This is a genomic window from Pseudovibrio sp. Ad13, from assembly GCF_001623225.1.
Lineage (GTDB): Bacteria > Pseudomonadota > Alphaproteobacteria > Rhizobiales > Stappiaceae > Pseudovibrio.
Map to the genome: position 1 here is coordinate 241,469 of NZ_LMCC01000018.1, position 25,645 is coordinate 267,113.

General features: G+C 52.1%; 28 protein-coding genes. 14 read left to right on the top strand and 14 right to left on the bottom strand.

Annotated features, from left to right (window positions below; translation table 11 throughout):
• Positions 1-268 precede the first annotated feature (268 nt).
• From lgt to ychF, 9 genes are all read left to right on the top strand, one after another.
• Complete coding sequence (lgt, locus tag PsAD13_RS22655; protein WP_063319538.1) at positions 269-1,102, top strand: prolipoprotein diacylglyceryl transferase; 834 nt, start codon at positions 269-271, stop codon at positions 1,100-1,102.
• Complete coding sequence (locus PsAD13_RS22660) at positions 1,099-2,190, top strand: class I SAM-dependent methyltransferase (protein WP_063319539.1); 1,092 nt, start codon at positions 1,099-1,101, stop codon at positions 2,188-2,190. The genes lgt and PsAD13_RS22660 overlap by 4 nt, the downstream gene beginning before the upstream one ends.
• A gap of 24 nt (positions 2,191-2,214) precedes the next feature.
• Positions 2,215-2,982, top strand: a complete 768-nt coding sequence (pgeF, locus tag PsAD13_RS22665; protein ID WP_063319540.1) for a peptidoglycan editing factor PgeF — start codon at positions 2,215-2,217, stop codon at positions 2,980-2,982.
• A 71-nt stretch (positions 2,983-3,053) separates the two neighbouring features.
• Positions 3,054-4,214, top strand: coding sequence for a Xaa-Pro peptidase family protein (locus PsAD13_RS22670; protein ID WP_193777086.1), 1,161 nt, complete (start codon positions 3,054-3,056; stop codon positions 4,212-4,214).
• Positions 4,215-4,290: 76 nt separating this feature from the next.
• Complete coding sequence (locus tag PsAD13_RS22675) at positions 4,291-4,794, top strand: hypothetical protein (RefSeq protein WP_057463593.1); 504 nt, start codon at positions 4,291-4,293, stop codon at positions 4,792-4,794.
• 234 nt (positions 4,795-5,028) lie between these two features.
• Positions 5,029-5,964 (top strand): ribose-phosphate pyrophosphokinase, encoded by a 936-nt coding sequence (locus PsAD13_RS22680; RefSeq protein WP_057463594.1) that lies wholly within the window; start codon positions 5,029-5,031, stop codon positions 5,962-5,964.
• Between the two features lie 214 nt (positions 5,965-6,178).
• Positions 6,179-6,793, top strand: coding sequence for a 50S ribosomal protein L25/general stress protein Ctc (locus tag PsAD13_RS22685; RefSeq protein WP_063290037.1), 615 nt, complete (start codon positions 6,179-6,181; stop codon positions 6,791-6,793).
• A 29-nt stretch (positions 6,794-6,822) separates the two neighbouring features.
• Positions 6,823-7,587, top strand: coding sequence for an aminoacyl-tRNA hydrolase (gene pth, locus PsAD13_RS22690; protein ID WP_063293986.1), 765 nt, complete (start codon positions 6,823-6,825; stop codon positions 7,585-7,587).
• Entirely contained in the window at positions 7,588-8,688 is a 1,101-nt protein-coding gene (ychF, locus tag PsAD13_RS22695) for a redox-regulated ATPase YchF (protein ID WP_063290039.1), read from the top strand.
• A gap of 77 nt (positions 8,689-8,765) precedes the next feature.
• Here the strand turns inward: ychF and PsAD13_RS22700 are convergent, their stop codons facing one another.
• The 11 genes from PsAD13_RS22700 to PsAD13_RS22750 form a co-directional block, all read right to left on the bottom strand.
• On the bottom strand, positions 8,766-9,575 hold the full coding sequence (locus PsAD13_RS22700) for a DeoR/GlpR family DNA-binding transcription regulator (protein WP_208986880.1): 810 nt from the start codon (positions 9,573-9,575) through the stop codon (positions 8,766-8,768).
• A 75-nt stretch (positions 9,576-9,650) separates the two neighbouring features.
• Entirely contained in the window at positions 9,651-10,445 is a 795-nt protein-coding gene (locus PsAD13_RS22705) for a DeoR/GlpR family DNA-binding transcription regulator (RefSeq protein ID WP_063319542.1), read from the bottom strand.
• 69 nt (positions 10,446-10,514) lie between these two features.
• A complete protein-coding gene (locus PsAD13_RS22710) occupies positions 10,515-11,009 on the bottom strand; it encodes a GNAT family N-acetyltransferase (protein WP_063319543.1) in 495 nt (164 codons plus the stop codon).
• Positions 10,994-11,704 carry a 5,6-dimethylbenzimidazole synthase gene (gene bluB / locus PsAD13_RS22715; RefSeq protein WP_057463599.1) on the bottom strand — a complete coding sequence of 237 codons (711 nt, stop codon included), beginning with the start codon at positions 11,702-11,704 and terminating at the stop codon, positions 10,994-10,996. The genes PsAD13_RS22710 and bluB overlap by 16 nt, the downstream gene beginning before the upstream one ends.
• Positions 11,701-12,246, bottom strand: a complete 546-nt coding sequence (locus tag PsAD13_RS22720; protein WP_193757764.1) for an adenine phosphoribosyltransferase — start codon at positions 12,244-12,246, stop codon at positions 11,701-11,703. Before PsAD13_RS22720 ends, bluB begins: the two co-directional genes overlap by 4 nt.
• Positions 12,247-12,332: 86 nt before the next feature.
• On the bottom strand, positions 12,333-13,205 hold the full coding sequence (locus PsAD13_RS22725) for an S-methyl-5'-thioadenosine phosphorylase (protein WP_063319544.1): 873 nt from the start codon (positions 13,203-13,205) through the stop codon (positions 12,333-12,335).
• 144 nt (positions 13,206-13,349) lie between these two features.
• The gene (locus PsAD13_RS22730; protein WP_057463602.1) at positions 13,350-14,192 is read right to left on the bottom strand and encodes a cytochrome c1; all 843 of its coding nucleotides are present in this window, start codon (positions 14,190-14,192) and stop codon (positions 13,350-13,352) included.
• An 18-nt stretch (positions 14,193-14,210) separates the two neighbouring features.
• Positions 14,211-15,467 carry a cytochrome b/b6 gene (locus PsAD13_RS22735; protein ID WP_063312579.1) on the bottom strand — a complete coding sequence of 419 codons (1,257 nt, stop codon included), beginning with the start codon at positions 15,465-15,467 and terminating at the stop codon, positions 14,211-14,213.
• A 23-nt stretch (positions 15,468-15,490) separates the two neighbouring features.
• A complete protein-coding gene (gene petA / locus PsAD13_RS22740; RefSeq protein WP_057463604.1) occupies positions 15,491-16,051 on the bottom strand; it encodes a ubiquinol-cytochrome c reductase iron-sulfur subunit in 561 nt (186 codons plus the stop codon).
• A 366-nt stretch (positions 16,052-16,417) separates the two neighbouring features.
• Positions 16,418-18,256, bottom strand: coding sequence for an ABC transporter ATP-binding protein (locus PsAD13_RS22745; RefSeq protein WP_063319545.1), 1,839 nt, complete (start codon positions 18,254-18,256; stop codon positions 16,418-16,420).
• Between the two features lie 73 nt (positions 18,257-18,329).
• Positions 18,330-18,719, bottom strand: a complete 390-nt coding sequence (locus PsAD13_RS22750; protein ID WP_057463607.1) for a hypothetical protein — start codon at positions 18,717-18,719, stop codon at positions 18,330-18,332.
• A gap of 567 nt (positions 18,720-19,286) precedes the next feature.
• Between PsAD13_RS22750 and PsAD13_RS22755 the strand changes: the two genes are divergently transcribed.
• The 4 genes from PsAD13_RS22755 to hemF all read left to right on the top strand — a co-directional run bounded on the left by PsAD13_RS22755 (position 19,287) and on the right by hemF (position 22,208).
• Positions 19,287-19,742, top strand: a complete 456-nt coding sequence (locus PsAD13_RS22755) for a tRNA (cytidine(34)-2'-O)-methyltransferase (RefSeq protein WP_063298329.1) — start codon at positions 19,287-19,289, stop codon at positions 19,740-19,742.
• A 68-nt stretch (positions 19,743-19,810) separates the two neighbouring features.
• Positions 19,811-20,389 carry a DUF1176 domain-containing protein gene (locus PsAD13_RS22760; protein WP_063319546.1) on the top strand — a complete coding sequence of 193 codons (579 nt, stop codon included), beginning with the start codon at positions 19,811-19,813 and terminating at the stop codon, positions 20,387-20,389.
• A 242-nt stretch (positions 20,390-20,631) separates the two neighbouring features.
• Positions 20,632-21,207 carry a DUF1176 domain-containing protein gene (locus tag PsAD13_RS22765; RefSeq protein WP_208986881.1) on the top strand — a complete coding sequence of 192 codons (576 nt, stop codon included), beginning with the start codon at positions 20,632-20,634 and terminating at the stop codon, positions 21,205-21,207.
• An 89-nt stretch (positions 21,208-21,296) separates the two neighbouring features.
• On the top strand, positions 21,297-22,208 hold the full coding sequence (gene hemF / locus PsAD13_RS22770) for an oxygen-dependent coproporphyrinogen oxidase (protein ID WP_063319547.1): 912 nt from the start codon (positions 21,297-21,299) through the stop codon (positions 22,206-22,208).
• 74 nt (positions 22,209-22,282) lie between these two features.
• Here the strand turns inward: hemF and PsAD13_RS22775 are convergent, their stop codons facing one another.
• A complete protein-coding gene (locus tag PsAD13_RS22775; RefSeq protein WP_208986882.1) occupies positions 22,283-22,873 on the bottom strand; it encodes a DUF2087 domain-containing protein in 591 nt (196 codons plus the stop codon).
• 215 nt (positions 22,874-23,088) lie between these two features.
• Complete coding sequence (locus PsAD13_RS22780; protein ID WP_063319548.1) at positions 23,089-23,496, bottom strand: hypothetical protein; 408 nt, start codon at positions 23,494-23,496, stop codon at positions 23,089-23,091.
• A gap of 86 nt (positions 23,497-23,582) precedes the next feature.
• On the opposite strand from PsAD13_RS22780, the gene PsAD13_RS22785 reads away from it, so the two are divergent.
• A complete protein-coding gene (locus tag PsAD13_RS22785; RefSeq protein ID WP_063319549.1) occupies positions 23,583-24,155 on the top strand; it encodes a TetR/AcrR family transcriptional regulator in 573 nt (190 codons plus the stop codon).
• On the opposite strand, the gene fumC is transcribed toward PsAD13_RS22785, so the two are convergent.
• Positions 24,142-25,548 (bottom strand): class II fumarate hydratase, encoded by a 1,407-nt coding sequence (gene fumC, locus PsAD13_RS22790; RefSeq protein ID WP_063319550.1) that lies wholly within the window; start codon positions 25,546-25,548, stop codon positions 24,142-24,144. The two genes, PsAD13_RS22785 and fumC, sit on opposite strands and share 14 nt — an antisense overlap.
• Positions 25,549-25,645: the final 97 nt, after the last annotated feature.

A 25,645-nucleotide genomic window follows, 5' to 3' on the forward strand; every position in this document is an offset into this window, starting at 1 on the left:
GTCCGGCCCGTCAGTTTCAAGCGCTGAGAGCTGATTTGCACCCAGAACCCTAAAGAACCTGTCAGTAAGATGTCGAAAGCTTGTGTTGAACACCTGCCACAAACCACTTGACCAAATCCTTCACTTGTCGGAATGCTCGCTGAACTGAAGCGCGTTCGGTTTGATTGCCTCCGATCAAACACTTGCAATGCGCTCAAACAAACCGAATTAGAGTAGAATGCGTGAGGGTCTCTGAGCGCAGGGCACTTTAATAACAGAAGGGTTTCATATGCCGCTCTTAGCAATACCTTTCCCGATGATTGATCCGGTTCTGATTGAATTCGGACCACTGGCCATCCGTTGGTATGCACTGGCATATATCGCCGGAATTCTTCTTGCATGGCGCTACATGATCGTAACCGTCCGCAACTCGCCTCTCTGGAACAAGACAGCTCATCCAACAGCAACAGACATCGACGACTTCGTTATGTGGGCAACGCTCGGCATTGTTCTGGGTGGTCGCCTCGGCTACGTCCTGTTCTACAATCTGCCCTACTACCTCGCCAATCCAGCAGACATTCTGGCTGTCTGGGAGGGAGGCATGGCCTTCCACGGTGGTCTGCTGGGCATGATTGTTGTGCTGATCATCTATTCCAGAGCACGTGGCCTGTCTGGCTTGACCATGTTTGATCTGGCCGCAATCGCCGCCCCAATCGGTCTCTTTTTCGGGCGTATCGCCAACTTCATCAACTCAGAGCTTTGGGGCCGCCCGACAGATGTTGCATGGGCCGTGGTCTTCCCAACCGGCGGACCAGAACCAAGACACCCAAGCCAGCTTTATGAAGCGGCACTGGAAGGAGCACTTCTGTTCCTCGTGCTGCGTCTGTTGTCTCACCGCTTCAAACTGCTGCAAAAACCCGGCGTACTCGCAGGCAGCTTCGCCATCGGTTATGGTCTGGCACGCACCTTTGTAGAATTTTACCGCGTACCGGATGCCCACATCGGCTACCTCGCAGGCTTCTTCACCATGGGAATGCTGCTGAGCCTGCCAATGGTTTTAATCGGCATAGCAGTCGTAATTTGGGCTCTCAAAAGAAACACGGAAATCAAAGAAGCAAAATGACCAGCTCTGCGTCCACGCCACTTCAGGAAAAAATCAAAAAGCGCATCGCGGACCATGGTCCAATGACCCTCGCTGAATATATGGGCATATGCCTTTCTGATCCCGAGCATGGCTACTACATGCGCCAGCAGCCATTCGGGACGAAAGGTGACTTCACCACTGCACCAGAAATCTCACAGCTGTTCGGCGAGCTGATCGGTGCCTGGCTTATGCATCAATGGCTGTCGCAGGATTTGAAAGGCCCGGTGAATCTGGTCGAAATGGGTCCGGGCCGCGGCACTTTGATGAAAGACATCCTGCGCGTTATCTCGTTACGCCCGCAGATGCTCGCCAACATTCAGATTCACCTGGTCGAAACCAGCCCATCCTTACGCAAAGCACAGCGCAAACTGCTCAAAGCCTACACAATCAAGTGGCACGACACGCTGGAGACCATCCCGGATGGACCAACCCTGCTCGTTGCAAATGAACTTTTCGATGCTCTCCCGATCCACCAGTACCAGCTCACCGAGCAAGGCTGGCGTGAGCGCTGTGTTGGGCTGGATGACGACGGCAATCTGACATTTGGCATCGGCTCAGGCACTCTGTCTCCGACAGACGTCGCCAAAGCCGGTCTACAGGCAAAACTGGGCGATACTCTGGAGCTGTCTCCAGCCTCCACCGCAATTGCCTCACAAATCGGTCAGCGCCTCAAGGCAGACGGCGGTGCTGCTCTGCTCATAGATTATGGCTATGCAAAGACGGCCACAGGCGACACGTTTCAGGCCCTCAAAAAGCACGAGTATGTCTCCACGCTGGAACATTGCGGCGAAGCGGACTTAACCGCTCACGTCAACTTTCAGGCACTCGCCAGCGCAGCCACTGCAGAAGGGGCAAACGTGCACGGCCCAATCGGTCAGGGCGAGTTTCTCCTCGGCCTTGGGCTGCTGGAGCGCGCAGGACAACTTGGGACTGGCAAATCCACGCTGGATCAGGACCAGATCCGCAAAGACGTGGAGCGCCTCGCAGCCGATGACCAGATGGGCACGCTCTTCAAAGTCCTTAGCATCACCAATACCTCAGAAAAACCAATTCCATTCCAGAATTGAACGCATCGAAACAGGGAGAAGCCAATGATTAAAGTGCCAGAGCTTGAAGCAATGCAATGCCTTTCACATGGCTTCTTCACCCGCGAAAGAGGTGTTTCCTCCGGCATCTACAAAGGCCTCAACGTCGGCCTGGGCTCAAGTGATGTCCGTGAAGATGTACTGGAAAACCGCCGCCGCGTTGCCGATCAACTCGGCACAACACCTGAACGGATGGTTACGCCCTACCAGATCCACTCGGCCAAGGCGCTGAGCGTATCTGCGCCCTTTGCTGAGGAAGATGACAGACGCGCAGACGCTCTCGTCACCAACACCCCCGGCCTCGCCATTGGCATCCTGACCGCAGACTGCGGCCCGATCCTGTTCGCTGATCCGGACAACAGAGTTATCGGCGCAGCCCACTCAGGCTGGAAAGGCGCCGTCGATGGCATCCTACCGAACACCGTTCAAGCCATGCAGCAGCTGGGTGCAAACCCATCGAACATCACAGCGGTGATGGGCCCGATGATCTCACAGCAGGCTTATGAGGTTGGCCCGGAGTTTGTGGTGCGCTTCCTCGAACAGTCTCAGGACAACAAGCGATTCTTCGTTCCCTCACAAAAGCCACTGCACAGTATGTTTGATCTACCGGCTTTCATCAAAGCCCAACTGGACAAACTTGGCCTCAAAGACGTCATCGACCTCAAACTATGCACCTATGCGGATGCGGACAGGTTCTTCTCCTACCGAAGAACCACCCATAACAAAGAACCAGATTACGGACGTCAGATATCAACTATCATGTTGACCGCCTGATTGTGCTGACGGACGAGCAAGAGTAAGTTCTGTTTCACATTGCTTTGCAAACTATGGATTGGGAGAAGACCATGGCCCTGCACTTTGCACCGGAAGAATTTGCTGAGCGCCGTGTTGCTCTGGACGCCAAACTCAAAGAGCGTCATCTCGATTGCCTGCTGATCTTCGCACAGGAGAGCATGTATTGGCTGACAGGTTTTGACACCTTCGGCTATTGCTTCTTCCAGTGCTTGATCTACCGCCCTGGTGAAGAACCTATCCTTCTCACCCGCTCCGCTGATCTGCGCCAAGCCCGCAACACCTCCAACCTCAAAGACATTCGCCTCTGGATGGACGTCGCAGGCAAATCTCCGGTTGGTCAGGTAAAAGAGCTTCTGTTTGATCTCGACCTGCTCGGCACCCGCATCGGCGTGGAATATGACACCCACGGCCTCACCGCTGCCAATGGCCGGTTGCTGGACGAATCTCTGCACTCCTTTGCAGACGTCGATGACGCTTCCGACATCATAAAGGAGCTCCGTCTGGTCAAATCGTCAACGGAGCTGGAATATGTCAGAACCGCAGGCAAACTCGCCGATGCTGCTTTCCTTGCCGGTATGGAGGAAATCAAACCCGGAGCCGACGAAGGCCGCATTCTGGCTAAGATGCAAAGCGCAGTGTTTGAAGGCGGCGGCGACTATCCGGCAAACGAATTCGTCATTGGCTCAGGCCCAGACGCCCTTCTCTGCCGCTACAAATCTGGTCGCAGAACCCTCTCAGAAAACGATCAACTCACCATCGAATGGGCGGGGGTTTACCGCCATTATCACGCTGCCTCCATCCGCACAGTTATTCTGGGAGAGCCAACGCCGCGCCATCTGGAACTCCACCGCGCCGCAAAAGATGCCCTTCTGGCCGTTGAACAAGCCATGCAGGTGGGCAACACGTTTGGCGATCTGTTTGCTGCACACGCCAACATTCTGGATGATCGCGGCCTGATGCCACACCGCCTGAATGCCTGCGGATATTCACTTGGTGCCCGCTTCACACCAAGCTGGATGGAGCCGCCCTACATGGCTTTCAAAGAAAATGCACATGAAATTCATGAAAACATGGTGTTGTTTATGCACATGATCATCATGGATTCAGACAGCGAAACCGCTATGACTTTGGGCCAAACCTACATCACACACGCAGATGGGCCTGAAAGCTTATCACAGCTTTCTCTCGACCTCCCTGTGAAGGCAGAGTAAAGACTGCCATAATTAACCTTTACGAATCTATTGGGGCACCCCACGCTGATTCTCTGAGTGGACTTTAAGGACTGACATGCTGAAGCTCGTACTTTTACCTCGGGTATTAATCATTGCCGCTATGGCAATTCTTGCAGGCTGTGCGGCAAACCCTCTTCCCCCTTCCAGCATCGGGGACATGATTGAAACCAAGTCAGCTCCTCCGACTGTCTCTCCGGCAAAAGCAACTTTTGCATTTGAGCAGCTGACCGGACTGCCTGGCAATATTGCCGACGATCTCTCTGAGCAACTGGGGAATCGCGCAGCAGCAGCGAATCTCAACCTCGTCAGACGCGTTGGTGCACCAGCAACGTACCGAGTCAAAGGATTCTTGACCGCGGCTGGCGATCAGTACACCACCACCGTCTTCTATGTATTTGATATTATTGACGCAAATGGAAACCGTGTTCACCGGATTGATGGCCAGGAGCAAACTGGCGGCAACTCTGGCGATCCATGGGCTGATGTTTCAAGCGATGCACTGCGAAGAATTGCGACCAGAACAATTGCTTCTTTAGAAGCATGGTTACACAGCAAGTGACCTAATAAAATCAAATAGATACACGATTACGCAGCTCAGCTTTTGCAAAAAAGCTGAGCTGCTGTGCGTTCTGGCTATTGTCGGCTTAAGACGAGGTTGCTAAAAGGCGCGCAAGGCGACCTGTCAGGACGCCTTACCAGAAGAAATCGGGTTCCACCAAGGGACGCAAATTTCCACCTCACCACCGACAAATGTCACAGGGTGAGATCAAAGCCCAAGAAGGACTTGCGGGTTATGAAAATCGTCGCGGGTAACTCCAATCGCGCGCTGGCCGAGCAAATTTCAAAGTATCTTGATGTACCATTGTCGAAGTGCCAGGTTCGCCGCTTTGCAGACCAAGAAATCTACGTTGAAATCCAGGAGAACGTGCGCGGTGAGGACGTCTTTGTCATTCAGCCTACAAGCTATCCGGCAAATGACCACCTCATGGAACTGCTGATCATCATTGATGCGCTCCGCCGTTCTTCAGCACGTCGCATTACCGCAGTGGTTCCATACTTTGGCTACGCCCGTCAGGACCGTAAGTCAGCGCCTCGTACGCCAATCTCTGCGAAACTTGTTTCCAACCTGATCACCAATGCTGGTGCAGACAGAGTGCTTACACTCGATCTGCATGCTGCGCAGATTCAGGGCTTCTTCGACATCCCAACCGACAACCTTTACGGTGCGCCGGTGATGACCCGTGACATCAAAGAGCACTATGACACAACCAACGTCATGGTTGTTTCTCCGGATGTTGGCGGTGTGGTTCGTGCGCGTGCACTAGCAAAGCGCATTGAAGCTCCTCTGTCCATCGTTGATAAGCGCCGCGACAAGCCTGGTGAATCCGAAGTCATGAACATCATCGGTGATGTGAGCGGCTACGATTGTATCCTTGTGGATGACATCGTCGATTCTGGCGGAACCCTTTGCAACGCAGCAGATGCACTTCTTGCTGCTGGTGCCAAGTCCGTCACGGCCTACATCACACATGGTGTCCTTTCAGGTGGCGCAGTGGCACGCGTTTCAGCATCCAAGCTCAAAGAACTGGTAATCACTGATTCTATCGAGCCAACGGCTGCTGTCCAGGCTGCTCCAAACATCCGCACTATTTCGATCGCCCCACTCATGGGCGAAGCGATCAACCGCACATCTCAGGAACGCTCTGTTTCCAGCTTGTTCGATTCATAACGAGCTCTAATCACAAGCTTTGAGAAACCGGGGTACGCCTCGGTTTTTCTTATTGTAGGCTCAGCAGTTGCCCTTGCTCTTTCTGGGAGTATCGGTTATACGAGCCGCGTACGTCGACACCCTTGGAGGAGGCGTGCGAAGTTGGCCGTAGTTGAGCGCAGAAATCTGTCGCTCCCGCGGCCTTACTTTTATAATCAAACTAGGAGATTCCACCATGGCAAACAGCTATGAGCTGAAAGCACAGGTGCGTGAACGGGCCGGCAAGGGGGCCGCTCGTGCAGCTCGTCGTGAAGGTCTTGTACCAGCAGTAATCTACGGCGACAAAAAAGAAGCAGTGTCTATCAGCCTGCCAATTAAAGAAGCAACCATGACCCTGCATAAGGGCGGTTTCCTGTCTCACGTCGGCACAATCGACCTGAACGGCGAAAAGACTTCTGTAATTGCAAAAGACTTCCAGCTGCATCCAGTAAAAGACACTCTGATGCACGTTGATTTCCTGCGTGTTTCTGCAAACGCTACTCTGACCGTTGAAATCCCAGTGAAGTTCCTCAACGAAGAAACTTCCCCAGGTCTTAAGCGCGGTGGTGTTATCAACGTTGTACGTCACACTGTTGAAATGACTGTTCCAGCGAACGCTATCCCAGAAGCTCTCGAAATCGATCTTGGTGAAGCTGACCTCGGTTCTTCTCAGCATATCTCTGCTGTTAAGCTCCCAGCTGGTTGTGCTCCGACCATTACAGACCGCGACTTCACAATCTCCACGATTGTTGCACCAGCAGGTCTGAAAGAAGACGACGACGCTTCTGAAGAAGGTGAAGGCGAAGAGTAATTCTCTAACTAGGGCTTGGGACAATACCTATGAAGCTGTTAGTCGGCCTCGGTAATCCAGGCCCTAAATACGAGAGTAATCGTCACAATATCGGGTTCATGGCGGCAGATGAAATTCATCGCCGCCATAGCTCATTCAGCCCGTGGCGGGCTCGCTTTCAGGCTCAGGTTTCTGAAGGTACTTTGGCAGGTGAAAAAGTCCTGCTGATGAAGCCAATGACCTACATGAACGAATCCGGTCGCTCCGTAGGTGAAGCACTCCGTTTCTACAAGCTCACCCCACAAGATGTTGTCGTGCTCTATGACGAGCTGGACCTGCCTCCTGCGAAATTCCGCATGAAGAATGGCGGCGGTCACGGAGGCCACAATGGCCTGCGCTCCATCACAGCACACATCACGGATGCCTATCGCCGTGTACGCCTTGGTATTGGCCATCCCGGCCATAAAGACCGCGTACATCAATGGGTCTTGGGTGATTTTGCAAAAGCGGATCAGGAGTGGCTTGAGCCTCTTCTGGAGGCAGTTGCAGACAACGCTCCTTTGCTTGCACAACATCACGACAACCAGTTCGCCAACAAGGTGACACTGGCAACACGCCCGGAAGGCTCTGGTAAACCTTACAAAAAGGACAGCTCTCGCGAGGCTGCTGTTAAAAAGAAGCAGGACCCCGCCAAGCCTGAACCAGAAAAAAAGCCAGCTCCAAAAGCAACGGGCTATCAGGACAAAGAAGCTAACAAAAAAGGGCCGCTCGCGTCAGCGCTTGAGCAGCTGTTTGGATCGAAAGGACAAGAATAAATGGGTTTTCAGTGCGGCATCGTCGGCTTGCCTAACGTTGGTAAGTCTACCCTCTTCAACGCTCTGACGAAGACAGCAGCGGCGCAGGCAGCAAACTATCCGTTCTGCACCATTGAGCCAAACACTGGTGATGTTGCTGTGCCAGATCCACGCCAGTCCAAGATTGCAGCAATCGCTGGCTCCAAAGAGATCATCCCGACCCGCCTGACTTTCGTAGACATTGCAGGCCTCGTGCGCGGCGCGTCCAAAGGGGAAGGCCTGGGCAACCAGTTCCTCGCTAACATCCGCGAAGTAGACGCGATCGCACACGTTCTGCGCTGCTTCGAAGACGACGACATCACGCACGTTGATGGCAAGATCGATCCAATCGCTGATGCAGAAACAGTCGAAACCGAACTGATGGTTTCTGACATGGAAAGCCTCGAAAAGCGTATTGCGCCGCTCGCTAAAAAAGCGAAGTCTGGCGACAAAGACGCCAAGATGGCTCTTCCGATTATGGAACAGGCACTCGCAATTCTTCAGGATGGTAAGCCAGTGCGCGCACTTGGCCTCACCGACCCGGAAGACGTCAAACAGCTCGAAATGCTGAACCTGCTGACATCCAAGCCAGTTCTCTACGTGTGTAACGTGGAAGAAGAATCAGCAGACAAAGGCAACAGCCTGTCCGCTAAGGTTCAGGCTATGGCAGAAGAGCAAGGCGCAGCCTCCGTTGTCATCTCAGCCGCGATTGAAGCAGAAATTGCACAACTGGAAGACGAAGAGCAGCGTGAATACATGGCTGACATGGGCTTGGAAGAGCCAGGCCTGGACCGTTTGATCCGCGCAGGCTACGACCTACTACACTTGATCACCTACTTCACAGCTGGCCCCAAAGAAACACGCGCCTGGACCGTTTCAAGAGGCACCAAAGCCCCTCAAGCTGCTGGCGTCATCCATACGGACTTTGAACGCGGCTTCATTCGCGCGCAAACCATCGCTTACAACGACTACGTTGAGCTTGGCGGCGAAAACCCAGCTAAAGAAGCAGGTAAAGCACGCGACGAAGGCAAGGAATACATCGTTCAAGATGGCGATGTGCTGCTCTTCAAGTTCAACACATAAGTCTTTGGCACAATCGCTATAAAACAAAAGGCGCTCAATCGAGCGCCTTTTTTATTGAAAAATCAATGAGATCAAAATCAAATATCCAACAAAACGATCTCACTGGAAGCTTCTGCCTCTACATCAGCCACATGGACTTCTTGCACGCCCTGCGCAATCAGCTTGTCAAGAATACTTGGCTCAACGCCGCTATCCACAATCAGCATATCTGCCTGAGCGCATGAGTTGGCAACGAACCGGCTCGGAACGCCAATCTTGCTGGAGTTACACAGCACCATAGTCCGCTTGCAAGACGCCATGACGGCCCGCGCAAACTTGGCTTCCTCTTCCACGTAGTACATGAGATCCCCCTCAGTGGACAAACCGACAGGACAAATAATCCCCCAGTCCGCCTCAAGGCTCTCAACGGTACCCAGAGCGATTGGCCCCAAAGCCCCCTGCCCGTCCGTGTAAAGATTGCCGCCAATCACATGGATGTCTGCAGCCGTCTCAGCCCCGATCATCATCGAAGCGACTGCATACGAGTTGGTCGAAACCTTTATCTGCTGCACTTGAGCAAGATGCTGCGCCAGGATTGTCATTGTGCTTCCGGACTCAACAACCACATGGTCACCAGTCTTAAAGAATGAAGTTGCCAGCCGGCCAATCGCATATTTCTCGATGTAATGACTGCGAAGCCTTACCCGATATGCATCTTGGTCTCGTGGCATGAGGAAGCAAATAGAATTGTCGAAGAGTTCAAATTCCTCACGATCCGACAGCACCTTCGCCAGACTGGAGAGCTCTTCAAAATCCATTCCTAAAATATCTGCCGCAGCAGTCAATGAAATACGCCTGTGGCGCTTAACCAGATTGGCAAGAACGTCCACCATTAAGTCATTAATCATCTAAATTGGCCTAGATCCAAGATACTATTCCGGCAGTAAACAGACACAATTTTCATCAAAAGGGTTTAAAATTTATCAACTATTCAGAAGAATGAAATCTTCGCTGTCAGCATCCTCGGAAATCGCATGAAAAACGCGCGCTTTTCTAAAATGATGATCGACTTCAGCAAAGCCCAATTCCCCATTATTATCAGTAATAAAGACGTCAACACCTTGCATTGTTTGCGCGGTATAGCGGCTGGGAACGCCCAACTTGGAACTGTCACTCAACATCATGGTCTTCTTCGCACTGCGCTGCATAAGCAAGCTGGTTTCAGCATCAACCTTGTGGAAGTAGCAGGCCCCTTTTTGGATGCACATGCTCGTAGGGCTCAGGATAGTCCAGTCCACCTTCAGGTCACGAATACGCGCCTGCGTCTCCTCACCATGAAGCGCAGTGGTATGCGCTTCCAGCCTGCCGCCAATCAACTCAACACTACACGTACGACTATGCCGGACAAGGCTCTCCGCAATCAGCGGACTCGTCGTTGCGATAGAGAGATTTTTCTTCTCTTTCAGATGATTGGCAAAAAGGGAAAGCGTACTGCCCGCCTCAATCAGCAAACTTTCACCATCCTTAATCAGGCTGGCAGCAAGTTTGCCAATGGCATTCTTCTCGGCAAACCGAGAGTGCATGCGCACGCTGATATCACTCTCTGCAATGGCTTCATTCGAAACCAGGGAACTGCCTCGCACGCGCATGATACTGTTGTTTTCCAGGCCATCAACGGCATACAGGATCTCATCGACAGAGCAATCCAGTACAGTGGCCAGTAAGGAGAGCCGTATCGTTCTATAGCGTCGCACCAATTCGATTATGCGGACGATCACAACACAACCCTCGTGTACAGTTTTATTTAATCTTTCATAAAATTAGTCAAATACCGTTTGAATGTAAAGCTAAGATCGATTGCTGGTGATGTCGCGACCAAAAATCACCTCGTCACGCAGCGGTATGCCGTGCAAGCCTGTGACTGGTATTTCTGGCTTTAACTTACGTTCCTCATCAATGACGCCCTGCACCACTTTTTCTAAGCGGAAGCCGCGTCTTTGATAAAACCGAAATGCATCCAGATTGTCGTTAGAGGTCCGCACCATAATCCGGCCAAGGCCTTCCTGCCGCGCAGCATCAACGGAAGCATCCAGCAGAAGCGTACCAATGCCGCCCCAGCGTTGTAGCGAATCCAGCGTAAGGATCTCCCACTCCTGCTCACGCTTGATCAGCGTAATCATCCCCACAAGACGCCCTTCATCCAGAGCGAGATATCCAGGCAGACGTGAGGCGTCCACCATTTCACCATCAAGCAATTGCTCAGGACTGGTCCACCGGTTAACGAGCAGTTCAACAACCTGCTCTCGATCTTCTGGTTCAATTGCTCTTACTTGGATTGACACGAAGAAGACTCCTGTTTGGCTTCTGGCCTGACTAGATCAATATCTTTTAACATTCGCAATTCAGTGGCAGTACGTGCCTGCCAGCCAGTGCGCTGCAGTTCGGGGACTTCGTTGTTCTCACAGGGGTAACCTATGCAAAGATAGGCAACAAATTTCCAGTTTTCAGGAACACCAAACAACTGCCCGATACTGTCAGGGTTGAGAATAGACACCCAACCGACACCAATGCCTTTTGCTCTAGCAGCAAGCCAGAGGCAATTAATTGCGCTAACACAAGAATAAGCCAGCGTCTCTGGCATAGTCTGCCGCCCGAGCCCACCTCCCTGCGTTGGATCGAGATCACAAAATACAGCAAATTGCAGCGGAGCATCGGTCAAGCCTTGCAGCTTGAGCTTGGTATAGCTTTCTGCCCGCTCCCCTTTATAGCCCTTGAGAGCTTCAGAATTTGCCTGTTGGAAATTGAGATAAACAGCCTCGCGGTTCGCAGGCTGGCTCATCTCGATAAAGCGCCACGGCTGACTGTTGCCGACGCTTGGGGAAAGATCAGTTAATCGCAAAAGCTCATCAACAGTTTCGCGATCAATAATGTCTTGCTTAAAATGGCGCACATCCCGGCGCCATTTCAAAAGCAATTCAAAATCGTGATTGAAGGCCGCAGAAAACTGCGGACCATTCTCTACAAAGGCGTCATTCAATGACCGGGAAACTCCACCAATGTCCTGACAGGAATATCGAGTGCTTCCAGTTTTGCACGTCCTTGCAGTTCTGGCAAATCGACAATGAAGCACGCAGCCACGATGTCGGCCCCAGCGCTTCTCAGAAGCTTCACAGCAGCTTCTGCGGTCCCACCAGTCGCAATCAGGTCATCAACCAGAATAACCTTCTCACCGGGCTTTACAGCATCGCAGTGGATCTCAATGGTGTCGGTACCATACTCCAGCTCATATTCCTGCTCGATGGTCTTAAACGGCAGCTTACCCTTCTTACGCACTGGCAAGAAACCGGCGGAGAGCTGGTGAGCCACAGCACCACCAAGAATAAAGCCGCGCGCCTCGATACCAGCAACCTGCTCAATCTTGGAGCCAGCCCAAGGCTGTACCAGTGCATCAACCGCACGGCGGAAGGCGCGAGGATCACTCAGTAGTGTTGTGATATCACGAAACAGAATACCTTCCTTTGGATAGTCTGGAATGGTCCGAATGGACGCAATCAGCTCCTCTGAGATACTGTTAGTTATGTCAGTCATGGTCATTTCCGCGTTTGAATTGCATAGTTTTTGTAAGAAGCCCTTCAACGAGAGCCCCATAAGCGATCTGTGCTCGATTATTTGCGCAGCACACGTCCAGCAACAGCATCAAGCTTTGCAAGCAGTGCCGGGTCTCTTTTGTCCTCAGCAGTCATAATCGCAAAATCAAGTGCCGTATTGGAACCAACCGGGCACTGCTGGTGCTCTCTCGGCAGTTTCCGGGCAACAGCTAGGACAAGCTTCTGAGCACTTTCCACGTTCTCGTGTAGAACCTTGATGATCGCGTTGATATCTACGTTTCCGTGGTCGGCATGCCAACTGTCGTAATCCGTTACCATCGCCACAGTTGAATAACTGATTTCCGCTTCCCGGGCTAGCTTGGCTTCCGGCATGTTTGTCATGCCAATAACGTCACAGCCCCAGGAGCGATAGAGGAGGCTTTCTGCCTTGGAAGAAAACTGAGGCCCTTCCATAGCCAGATAAGTACCGCCGCGGCTATACGTAAGGCCCTCTTCTTGACAGGCACTTTCAACAACATCCACCAGCAGTGGCGAAATTGGGTCAGCAACGGAGACGTGCGCCACGCAGCCTGTTCCAAAAAAGCTCTTTTCGCGCGCAAACGTACGATCGATGAACTGGTCAACAAGAACGAAAGTTCCCGGTGCATACTCCTCTTTCAAGGACCCGCAGGCGCTGACGGAAATCAGGTCTGTGACACCAGCCCGCTTAAGCACGTCAATATTTGCACGATAATTGATCTCGGTTGGAGAGTGCACATGTCCACGACCGTGACGAGGCAGGAAGACAACCTTCAGGCCATCAATCTCGCCGATACAAACATCATCACTTGGCTCACCCCACGGGCTTTCGATCCGTTCCCATCGGGCATTTTCAAAACCAGGGATATTGTAGAGGCCAGAACCTCCGATAATGCCCAGAACCGCCTGCATATCGCTCTCTCCGCTTTGCCTGTGTCGGCGCAACCTTACCTGATTCACTGATAGGAAGTTGGCGGTACATCAAATCCAGCCCGCAACCCCAAAAAAAAGGGCTACCCGATTAGGATAGCCCTTTTTGAACTTATAAATGCGACCTTAGTGGTCAACATCTCTCCAGATCTTGCGCTTTGTAAAGTACAGCAGCGATGCGAACAGGATCAGGAATGCCATCACACCAAAGCCGATACGCTTGCGTGATTCCAGATGAGGCTCAGCAGTCCACATCAGGAATGCAGAAACGTCACGAGCATACTGATCAACAGTCATTGGAGAACCGTCGGAGTACTCAACCAGCTCATCAGAAAGCGGAGGCGCCATTGCAAGCGTGGACCCTGAAATGAAGCCAGGATTGTAGTACTGACCTTCTGGAACCTCAACACCCTCAGGTGCCTCATGGTAGCCAGTTAGCAGACCGTACAGGTAATCCGGACCGTTTTCCTGATACTGCGTAGCAACATCAAGAACAAACCAAGGGAAACCACGAAGGGCAGCGCGTGCTTTTGCCATCAAAGAAAGGTCTGGTGGGTAAGCACCATTGTTAGAAGCACGTGCAGCTTGCTCGTTCGGGAATGGTGATGGGAATTTGTCGAACGGCTTGCCGTCACGCTCAAACATTTCACCTTCACTGTCCGGGCCATCTTCGATGGAGTATTCAGCTGCAAGAGCCTTCACTTCATCAACAGAGAAACCTGGTCCGCCTTCCTCAGCAAGGTTACGGAATGCGACGTAGCTCAGTCCATGACAGGCAGAACAAACTTCCTGGTACACCTGGAAGCCGCGCTGGAGCTGGGCTTTGTCAAACTGGCCGAAAGGACCAGCAAAAGACCAAGGCTGCTTTTCAACGTGAGGTCCTTCGCCAGCAGCAAGAGCCGGACCAGCTACAGCAAGACCTGCAACAACAGCCAGAGCACGAGCGCTTTTGAACATTAGATTTTTCATCTTTAAAATCCCCTGCCCTTAAGCCGCATCACTGGACTTACCCAGCACTGCATCGTTGATTGAGTCAGGAACTTTCCGAGGCGTTTCGATCAGTCCGAGAACTGGAAGAACGATCAGGAAGTGTGCGAAGTAGAGGACCGTAAAGAACTGGATCCAGGCAATGTATGGCTGCTCAGCAGGCTTAGATCCAAGCCACCCCAACATGATTGTGGTGAAGAAGAAGAGCCAGAAGAAGAACCGGTAAACAGGACGGTAATTCGCTGAACGAACTTTGGAAGTATCAAGCCAAGGCAATACGAACAAGATCGCAATCGCACCACCCATGGCAATCACACCACCGAGTTTGGAAGGAATTGGACCAATATCGAAAGTGATCGCACGCAGGATCGCATAAAATGGCAGAAGGAACCATTCTGGCACGATGTGCGCTGGTGTCACCATTGGGTTCGCTGGAATGTAGTTATCAGCATGACCCAGATAGTTTGGCAGGTAGAACACGAACCAGGAGAACAGGATCATAAAGACAACGATCGCGAACAGATCCTTCAACGTGTAGTACGGATGGAATGGAACTGTGTCTTTATCGGACTTAGGATCAACACCAACTGGGTTGTTGTTACCAGCAACGTGGAACGCCCAGATGTGCAGCATCACAACGCCAAGGATCACGAACGGCAGCAGATAATGCAGTGAGAAGAAGCGGTTCAGTGTTGGGTTACCAACTGCGAAACCACCCCAGAGCCATGTGGTGATTGCTTCACCAACAACTGGAACTGCAGAGAACAGGTTCGTAATAACCGTTGCACCCCAAAGAGACATCTGGCCCCAAGGAAGCACGTAGCCCATGAATGCGGTAAGCACCATGAGGAAGAACAGCAGCACGCCCAGGATCCATGCAAGTTCGCGCGGCTCTTTGTAAGAACCGTAGTACATACCGCGGAAGATGTGGATGTACACTGCGAAGAAGAACATGGATGCACCGTTTGAGTGCAGATAACGCATCAACCATCCGTAGTTTACATCGCGCATGATGTGCTCAACGGATGCAAATGCGAGCGCATCATTCGGCGTGTAGTGCATTACCAGAACGATACCGGTAATGAGCTGAACAACGAGCACGAAAAATGCGATACCGCCGAAGGTCCACCAGTAGTTCAGGTTCTTCGGGGTAGGAAACGCAACAAAACTCCCATGTACAAGGGAGAGTACCGGCAAACGACGCTCAAGCCATTTGGCGCCAGCGTTTTGCGGTTCATAAGTAGAATGACCAGCCATAGCTGCCTCCTGAAAGGGCCTCGTCAGCCGATTACAACAACGTCGTCGCTGGAAAACTTGTAAGGCGGCACGAGCATGTTTTCTGGAGCCGGGCCTTTACGAATACGACCAGCAGTGTCGTAGTGGGAGCCGTGACATGGGCAGAACCAGCCGCCGTATTCACCAGCTTCACCAAGAGGCACACAGCCCAGGTGCGTACAAACGCCAACCATAACCAGCCAGGCTTCTTTACCTGTCGTAGCGCGGTTTGCGTCAGATGCGTCCGCACCATCTTCTAGGTTAGCATTACGTGCAAACTGGTCTGGCAGATCAGCAATAGGCACTTCTGTCGCTTCAGCGATCTCTTTTTCCGTACGTTGACGGATAAAGACCGGCTTACCACGCCAGGTCACAGTGATGGATTGCCCGACTTCAACCGCAGAAACATCAACTTCGATAGAAGCCAAAGCCAGTGCAGATGCATCGGGGTTCATCTGATGGATAAAGGGCCAAGCCAGAGCTCCCGCACCGACCGCGCCCACGGCACCGGTCGCGATGTAAAGAAAATCGCGGCGTGACGGTTCAGCCGTGTCCGTGTGTTCCAAGGTCGCGTCCTCTCGAAACAAAATTGAAAGAGAACACCTACGATCTCTTCTGTGAGGACAGGCCCGCAACCAGTCAAAACCGGTCACTGTCTATACACCGCAAAGAAGACATAGGTGAAAATGCGCTAAATACGCACTTATATTGACGGATGCTATCTGCCACCAATGGTCGCACTTGTCTAGACTGGTTAAAAATTTGCGGACTTATTGTCGCAGACAACTTGGGCATAAGAGGAAAAAAACGGGATCAATTGAGATTTTGACACGCAAATATGAGTCAAAAGTCGAGTGGTTCGGGGACCCTAGGACGCAAACTCGCCCCGAACCACTTTTAGTTTAAACCGCTTGATTCCCTGTCAGGAATCCCTATTCGGCGGCAACTTGAGCAAGGAAACCGCCAGATTGGTGGTTCCAGAGGTTTCCATAGATACCTTCGGATTTCAGAAGTTCCTCATGGGTACCCATCTCTACGATCTTGCCTTGATCCATGACAATGAGGCGATCCATTGCCGCAATTGTGGAAAGTCGGTGGGCAATTGCAATAACCGTCTTACCTTCCATCAACTCAAACAGGCTTTCCTGGATCGCAGCCTCCACTTCTGAGTCCAAAGCAGACGTTGCTTCGTCCAAAACAAGGATCGGGGCATCCTTCAGCAAGACACGTGCGATAGCGACGCGCTGACGTTGACCGCCAGAAAGCTTCACACCGCGCTCACCCACCAGAGTATCAAAGCCAGTCCGTCCTTCCGGATCTTTCAGGCCGTCAATAAACTCCAGAGCATGAGCCCGTCTCGCCGCTTCGGTCGCCTCTTCCAGAGTTGCACCATCTTTGCCGTAGGTGATGTTCTCCAGAATCGTCCGATGCAGCAAAGACGTGTCCTGAGAAACCACGCCAACATTCTGGCGCAGGCTCTCTTGCGTCACGCCGCGAATATCCTGACCATCAATGGCAATGCGTCCACCTTCCAGATCATGGAAGCGCAGCAGCAAGTTCATCAGGGTCGATTTACCCGCACCCGAGCGACCAACAATCCCGATTTTCTCACCCGGTTTAATGTTGAGCGACAGGTTCTCCAGAACGCCACTGCCCTTGCCATAGTGGAACTTCACATCTTCAAAGCGAATTTCCGCGTCAGAAACAACAAGCGCTTTCGCATCTTGCTTATCAGTGACCTCCGTATGCCGGGACAACATGCCCAATCCGTCCTGAACAGTACCGATATTCTCGAAGAGGCTAGCAACTTCCCAAAGGATCCACTGAGACATGCCCTGCAAACGCAAGGCCAGACCAATCGCAATCGCGATATCACCAGTCGTCACCAAAGCCCTCTGCCAAAGCCAGATGGACAGAGCACCAAGAGACAACAAGAGCAGATTGTTGATCAGCGTCAGGCAGATATTCAGCTTGGTCACATTCCGCATCTGCTTATGCACGGTATCCATGAAAGTGCTCATGGAACCTTTGGCATAATCTTCTTCGCGCGATGCATGTGAAAACAGCTTTACGGTCGAGATATTCGTATAGGCATCAACGATATGACCAGTCATCACAGACCGGGCATCTGCTTGCTTTTTGGAAATACGCTTAAGCTTGGGAACAAAGACGTACATGACGAGGAAGTAGGAGAGCAACCAACCGATCATCGGCAATGCAAGACGCCAATCTGCGCTCACAAGCACAACAAGCGCAGCCAGGAAGTAAACAATTACATAGACAAATATATCGACAATACGCGTAATAACTTCCCGCACAGCAAGAGAAGTCTGCATCAACTTGTTAGCAATGCGACCTGCAAAGTCATTATGAAAGAAAGTCAAACTCTGTCGAAGTAACTGCCGGTGCCCCTTCCACCTGATCAGCATTGGATAGTTACCAACCAATCCTTGATGGAAGAACATCTCCCACACTGCTGACATGATCGGCGAAATCACAAGAAGAACAACACCCATCCAGATCAGGTGGCCCCAGTTGTCGGAAAAGAACGTTTCCGGGTCTTCGGTGCCTAACCAGTTCACCAAATCACCCATAAACGTAAAGATGACCACTTCAATTACAGCAATAGATGCAGCGAAAAAGGCGATTACAACAAGTAGTATTGAAACAGGCTTGGTATAATACCAGATAAACCCCCAAAACTTACTTGGAGGAGTCTCGATCTCTTCCATTTTGAATGGGTCAATAAGCTTCTCAAAATAAGAGAACATGACAAATCCCAATTAAGATATTTGGTTTGCGAGGTGCGCTACCACGTCAACATGGTAAGAGGATGACGGCTGCTTACTGCAGCCGCTCATCTCGATCGTAAGGATCCCGGTTATCTTTCGGAGAGCCGGAAAAAGTCCAGATAACACTGGCAATTCCAACCCCAACAGCAAAAGCTCCAACCAGGGTATCAATCAAACGCCCCTGAAACAGAGAGCCAGCCTCGTTGATTCCGTTTGCTCTTACAATTTCTACCGTAGCCAACTCTGCGTAGAGCGTTGGAATAATTGTAAAAAATGCGATTCCAGCACTAATCATCAAGAACCAGAATGCGTGCCCAAGGCTTTGAGAAAACGTTCCTTTTTCAGAACCAGCCGAGCGCACATACCGGCCACCATCGACCGGAATTTGAGATGCAGAATCGTCACGGGACGCGATCTGCGCCCAGATAAATGACGTAATCATTGGAGATACTCCGACAACATATGCATGCAACCGCAGACGTAATACGTCCGTGAAGAGGGCTGCATTAAGAAAATACGAGCTAGAAAGTGTTGGAAATCCGCCTTCTAAGCGGAAACGGCGTAACCTGCGTTTTTGGCGGGATGCATAGCGCATGCGCCAGTCGCTGGGAGAACATTTACGTTCACGAGCACAAATTCAGTAATCATGTATGTCTCCCTAGTTCCAACGTTAAAAAATAGCTGATCGGGCGATCAGCAACTCGGAGAGTCTCGTCAAGTAAGATGAGGGCTCTCGGCCGGTGCGAGATGCTTATACTCATAAAGGCGGAGACATGCCTAGCCCCAAAAAATACGGAAAACCACTTTAGGATGTGGTGTATCTTTTTCGCAACATATATCACGAAATCAGATAGAACCTCTTGATTTCCATTAGGTTTCACCTACCGGAACGCCCCACCTATCAACAAACTCTATGATTTTTCTGGAGATTTTCCCCGGGTTCCTCTAGATGCCCAAGAGATGCTTCCATAAGCCATTCTTTCAGGAAACAACGCGAGCACCCGACAACATGCCAGATATTGCCCTTTACCAGCCAGACATTCCGCAGAACACCGGGACCCTATTACGGCTGGCCGCTTGCATGGATGTGACGGTACACCTGATCGAACCGGCAGGCTTCCCCCTGTCTGATCATGCACTTAAACGGGCTGGCATGGATTACATCGAACGCGCCAAACTCCAACGTCATATGGATTGGGAGAGTTTTCGTGAATGGCAGTTAGCTGAAAAACGCCGACTTATCCTCATGACCACCAAAGGATCACGCCCTTATACGCAGTTCGCTTTCAAGAAAGACGACCTGATCCTGATGGGTCGCGAAAGTTCTGGCGTGCCAGAAGATATCCATCAAGTTGCAGATGCAAGGCTGCTGATTCCTATGAAGAACGGCATGCGCTCTCTCAACATGGCCGTTTCCACTGGCATGGTCCTGGGTGAAGCACTCCGTCAAACAGATTGTTTTTGAATAAAACACAACCTAAACTAATTGCGTTATTGAATGCGTTGCTTTGCGCGATTTAGGTTTTTATTGCGATGTTTGAGAGTCTTTCGAGAAAATTCGCTCATCTGTTTTGCTTTGCACTTTTGCTGTCAGTTCCACAGTCCACATTCGCAGGTGCACCGGTCGAACCCGTCCTCCATGCCAACCTGCATGACGAAGCCGTCCTGAATCGATATCTCCACCTGCTGGACGAGATATACCCCTGTGATTGGCATGATGCACACACACGAAGCGGGTATAACCTCTACGACTTCGGCGACGGCATCGAGGTGCTCGAGTTCTCCTGCACCGTTGGCATACACAATCTGGCAAACCTCTATATCCGTCGCACCAAAAACTCAAAACAGCCTGCAAAGCTCGTCTCCCTCGATCGTCCTGAGGACCAGCCAGTCACCAGCCGGTACATTCTGTTCAACAGCTTTTGGGATCACAATCGCAGCGCTCTCACCAGCTTCACAGTGGATCGCGGCCTCTCTGACTGTGGCTCTTTTGAAATCCACCGCTTCACACCCAAAGGGTATCTGGAACTCGTGGAGTATCGCGCCAAGCGGCAGTGTGACGGCAAATTCCGTGAGCCAACGGATTACCCGTTGATCTACCCGTCAAGATAAAAGCGACCAGCAAGTCCATTAAAGCCCGAAGCTTCTTGGTAAGCGCGATGAAACCAAGAGTTTTAGCGCAAGAGTAAGGCTGGCAAGGCATCTTCAAAGACACAGCAAGAAGACTACAGCGTATCTCCGAAAAGTGGAAATCGGTTTTCGGATAAAGATACGCAAAAACAAAGACTAAAGCAGTTCATATGTTTCAACTTAAATGCGAACTGCTTTAGGGTTGTCCAAAGAGGAAGATCGCCGTGTTCCAAACCTTGCCCCGAACATTCACAGCCTGTTTTGCAGCAACCGTTCTCTTCGAAACTCTACTGGCAAGCTCGTTACACGCCGAACCTGTCAAACCCGTCACACAGCACGATCCATCAATCCTGAACCGCTACATAAACATGCTGGATGCAGCCTATCCCTGTGATTGGAAAGACGCCTACGACCTGTCCGGCAACAATACACTGCAGTTCAGCAAGGACGTGAAGGTGCTGGAGTTCATGTGCGCCAACAACCTTTACAACATGGCCCACCTCTACATCCGTATAGACTCCCGTCAGCCCAACAACGCCAAGCTGCTGACCTTTGAACGCCCAAAACACGAAGGTAACGACAACCCCGACGTGGTCTTCAACGGTGTCTGGGACATCAAGACCGGAGATCTGACCAGCTTCACGGAAGGCCGCGGGCTTGGAGACTGTGGCACCTACGAGGTTCACAAGTTCACCTCCGATGGCTACCCCCAACTGATGGAGTTCCGTGCCAAGCCCGAATGTGACGGCAACTATGTCCAGCCTGAAAAGTATCCAGTCATCCTCGACAGATCCAAATAGCTCCATGCACCGTTCCGCCTCACCTGTACTTCTCAGTTGCGCTCCCTTACATAGAACAGCAAAGAACGCTTTGCGCTCAAGGAGGGACTATGAGCGAGACACAAAACACGCTTCCAGCAGATCTGGAAGACAAAAAACAAGAGGCATCCGCGTGGTTCAGCCAGCTGCGTGACAACATTTGCAATGCCTTTGAGCAGCTGGAAGTAGAAGTCGGGGAACTGGACGGCCCTCTCTCTGACCAGCCGGCGGGACGTTTCGAGCGGACCCCTTGGGAACGTACAGACCACAGCGGCGGCCACGGCGGCGGCGGTGTCATGTCCCTGATGCATGGACGTGTATTTGAAAAAGTCGGCGTACACGTCTCCAGCGTACACGGTGAGTTCTCGCCAGAGTTCCGCGACCAGATCCCCGGTGCCAGCGAAGACCCACGTTTCTGGGCTTCGGGCATCTCTCTGATCGCCCACATGCACAACCCAAATGTACCAGCAGTGCATATGAACACCCGCATGGTCGTCACCACCAAGCAGTGGTTTGGTGGCGGAGCAGACCTGACACCTGTGCTCAGTGCACGCCGCACGCAGGAAGATCCGGACACTGTCGAATTTCATGAGGCCATGAAAGCAGCCTGCGCAGACCATCCGGGGGCTGATTACGAGCACTTCAAGAAGTGGTGCGACGAGTACTTCTATCTGCCTCACCGCAACGAAGCACGCGGCATCGGTGGCATTTTCTACGACCGCCACAACACCGGCGACTGGAATGCAGACCTTGCCCTCACCAAATCCGTCGGCAACGCCTTCCTCGACATCTATCCAAAGCTGATCCGCAAAAACTTCCTGACCCCATGGACGGTCGAACAACGCGAAGAACAGCTGGTCCGTCGTGGCCGTTACGTGGAGTTCAACCTCCTTTACGACCGCGGCACAATCTTCGGCCTCAAGACAGGCGGAAACGTCTCCTCCATCCTGTCCTCCATGCCACCCGTGGTAAAGTGGCCATAAGCCACAACAGAATAAAGAAGCTCCCCAACCCACGTATTGGGGAGCTTCCTGTCTCTTGGGAAGTGAAAACCAGCTTAAGCGCTCGGCCTGACAATAAACGACATGGCAGAACTGTCAGTCTCACGTTCCAAACTTCTCCCCTTCAAACGCTTGATCAGATCACGCGCTTCCAGCGGTGGTTGTTTCTCCTGCCGTCTGTAATCAGAACAATCCCGATTACGATGTAAAAGCCCGAGACTAAACAGCTCACGCCTTAACAAAGCAGGGTCAGCAAAACAGTGCCCTTCCTTAAGCAGCATGTTGATCTCTTTCTCCCGAAGCGATGCACCAGCCGGAATAAGGGACCACAACTGCCAAAGACAAAGCACCTGAACCTGCCGCCGTGACGGCCAGCTCACCAATCGCCCCAAATCATCAAACTGATTGAGGGCGCGCTCAACAAGCCGATGGTCTACCGTCTCGACAACCGGCTCGGTATCGAGGCGACGACCCGCAGAATGCGAAGCTTTTAGATGCTGGAAGTTCTGGAAACCCGCCGCTTTGGCGAGCATGTTCATCAACTCCACATGCGAGGGAGCATCACCGCGAGTTTTCATCTGGCGGGCAACACTACGCGCAAACGTGGAGATATCAGGCGAACGAAGAGGGACTGGGACTCTCGACATTGAAAAATCCTCTCGAGCCGCATTACATTTTCGTGGTCGCTGGCTTGCGAAGCGGCATCGGACAAGAATGTCGATTGCTGTCGAAGTGAATGGCAGGTTTAGCTCCCCTTTCGGGGCAGCGACGCCTTGGGAACTGCCGACCATTGATGACAATAAAAGCGCAAACCGCGAAATGTCAACACGCAGCAGTTTTGGGCGTCACCCATTTCAACCACTCAGGCTACAGAACTCCGCAATGCATTTGCACGCCCGACCTTCCGCAATCCCATCACCACACAGCCGGCTATAATCACGAAGGAAATCCACTGCGGCATATCCATCAGGTTACCCAACTGGGTGAGGCCGTAGTAGATGAACAGCAGCGTGAACCCGCCATATTGCCCAATCACCACCCAGGCAACACCAGCGGCCAGTTCCTCTCTAAAGGCAGCTGCCAGCAACAACACACCATTGACCAGCATCACCACCGTAATCCCGTGCCAGACCACCGACAGCACCGCGATCACCACAGGATGAAGATCACTGCCCAATACAGGATCATGGATCTCTGGCCCACCCAGAAACACATGCACCAGCACCAACAGTAACGACAAGATGCCAGAAGCGAACAGCCACTTATTCATTGGAATTCCCTCATTTTTGATTCCATACGGTAGCGTATGGTAGCTTAATGCTGGACCCTGTCAATACGGCAACGTATGGTGAAAGAATGACAGAGAAAACCAAACTCACAGCATTGGACTGGATCAAAGGCGGCTTCCGCTCGCTAGCCGCGAATGGACCTCTGAGCCTGAAAGCCGAAGCGCTTGCCAGAACACTTAAGGTGAGCAAGGGCTCGTTCTATTGGCACTTCAAGGATGTCGCTGCTTTGAAAAAAGCAATGCTGGACCATTGGGAGCAATTAGCCACACAACAAATCATCGCGCAGGTCGATGCAGGCAGCCCCGCCCCCAAACAGCGCCTCTATGATCTGATCGAGATTGCAGCAAGTGAGGTCTCATTAGAGTATGGCGCAACCGGCGTTTCCTCCGCGATCCGCAACTGGGCCCAGTTTGATGATCTCGCCGGCGCCTATATGAGCAAAATTGATCAGCGGCGTCTGGAGTACGTCGAGCAATTATTTTCTCAAATCCCCCAAACCCAAAGAAATGCAAAGATCAACAGCCAGATCCTTTATGCAACGCTCATTGGGGCTCAGCAGTTAGAGGAGGCAGACCAAAAAGCCTGCCTGAAACACACTCTGGACATCATGATGAGTGGCAACCGTCCTACCCCGGCCTGACCATTTTTTCTGGCCGGACAACACGGTCAAACTCTTCCGCAGACACATAACCAAGACGAAGCGCTTCGTCCTTCAGTGTGGTCCCGTTCTTATGGGCAGACTTGGCAATCTCGGTTGCTTTGTCATAGCCGATGGTGGGCGCAAGTGCTGTCACCAGCATCAAGGACCGTTCCAGCAACTCTTCAATACGCTCAATGTTTGGCTCAATGCCAACAACACAGCGGTCCGCAAAGCTCACCATGCAATCGGCCAGAAGCTCAATGGATTGCAGCAGGCTGTTGGCAATCACAGGTTTGAACACGTTCAGCTCAAAGTGCCCTGTCGATCCACCCACACTCACCGCTGTCTGATTGCCCATCACCTGAGCGCAGACCATGGTCACCGCTTCACACTGGGTCGGGTTCACTTTACCCGGCATAATGGAAGAGCCTGGCTCGTTGGCTGGCAGGCTGATCTCACCAAGACCGGAACGTGGACCAGAGGCAAGGAATCGAATGTCATTGGCAATCTTCATCAGCGAACAAGCCAGCGTGTTCAGCGCACCATGTGCAAACACAGCCGCATCATGCGTGGCCAGTGCCTCAAATTTATTGACCGCTGTCACAAATGGCAGGCCTGTCACCTCACTCACGTGAGTAGCAAACGCACTGGCAAACTCTGGCGTTGAATTAAGTCCGGTTCCCACCGCTGTGCCACCCTGCGCAAGGCGATAAAGCCCCACAAGGCTCTGCTCAATACGCTCCTTGGAATACTCCAGCTGCGCCACATAGCCAGAAAATTCCTGCCCCAATGTCAAGGGCGTCGCATCCTGCGTGTGCGTCCGGCCAATCTTCACAATATCCGCAAAGGCCGCCACCTTGGCTTCCATCGTGTCGTGCAAATGCGTCAGGGCCGGCAGCAGCACTTTGTTGATCTCACAAGCTGCCGCGATATGCATGGCCGTCGGGAAGGTGTCGTTAGAGGACTGCCCCATATTCACGTGATCGTTGGGGTGCACAGGAGACTTGGTGCCGATCTGTCCGCCAAGCAACTCAATGGCGCGGTTGGCAATCACCTCGTTGGTGTTCATGTTGGACTGTGTGCCAGACCCCGTCTGCCAGATCACCAGCGGGAAATGCGCATCCAGCTTGCCGGAAATCACCTCGGTCGCTGCCTGACAAATGGCCTTGCCCAGATCTTCAGGCAAACGCCCCTCTTCCATGTTCACCCTGGCAGCAGCCAGCTTCACCGCGCCTAACGCATGGATCAGCGCAGGCGGCAGATGCTCCCGGCCAATGGGAAAGTTGATCAGAGACCGTGCGGTTTGCGCACCCCAATATTTGCCAATCGGAACATCCAGCACACCAAAACTATCGGATTCCTGCCGCATACCATCAGAATTTTGATCAGACATTGACACTTTCCTCTCAAGCACAGTCCCGAAAAAGGAACGATCCCTCTCAGGCGAGAACACACGACAACGAAACCATAAAGCAGTTTAGACAACCCTG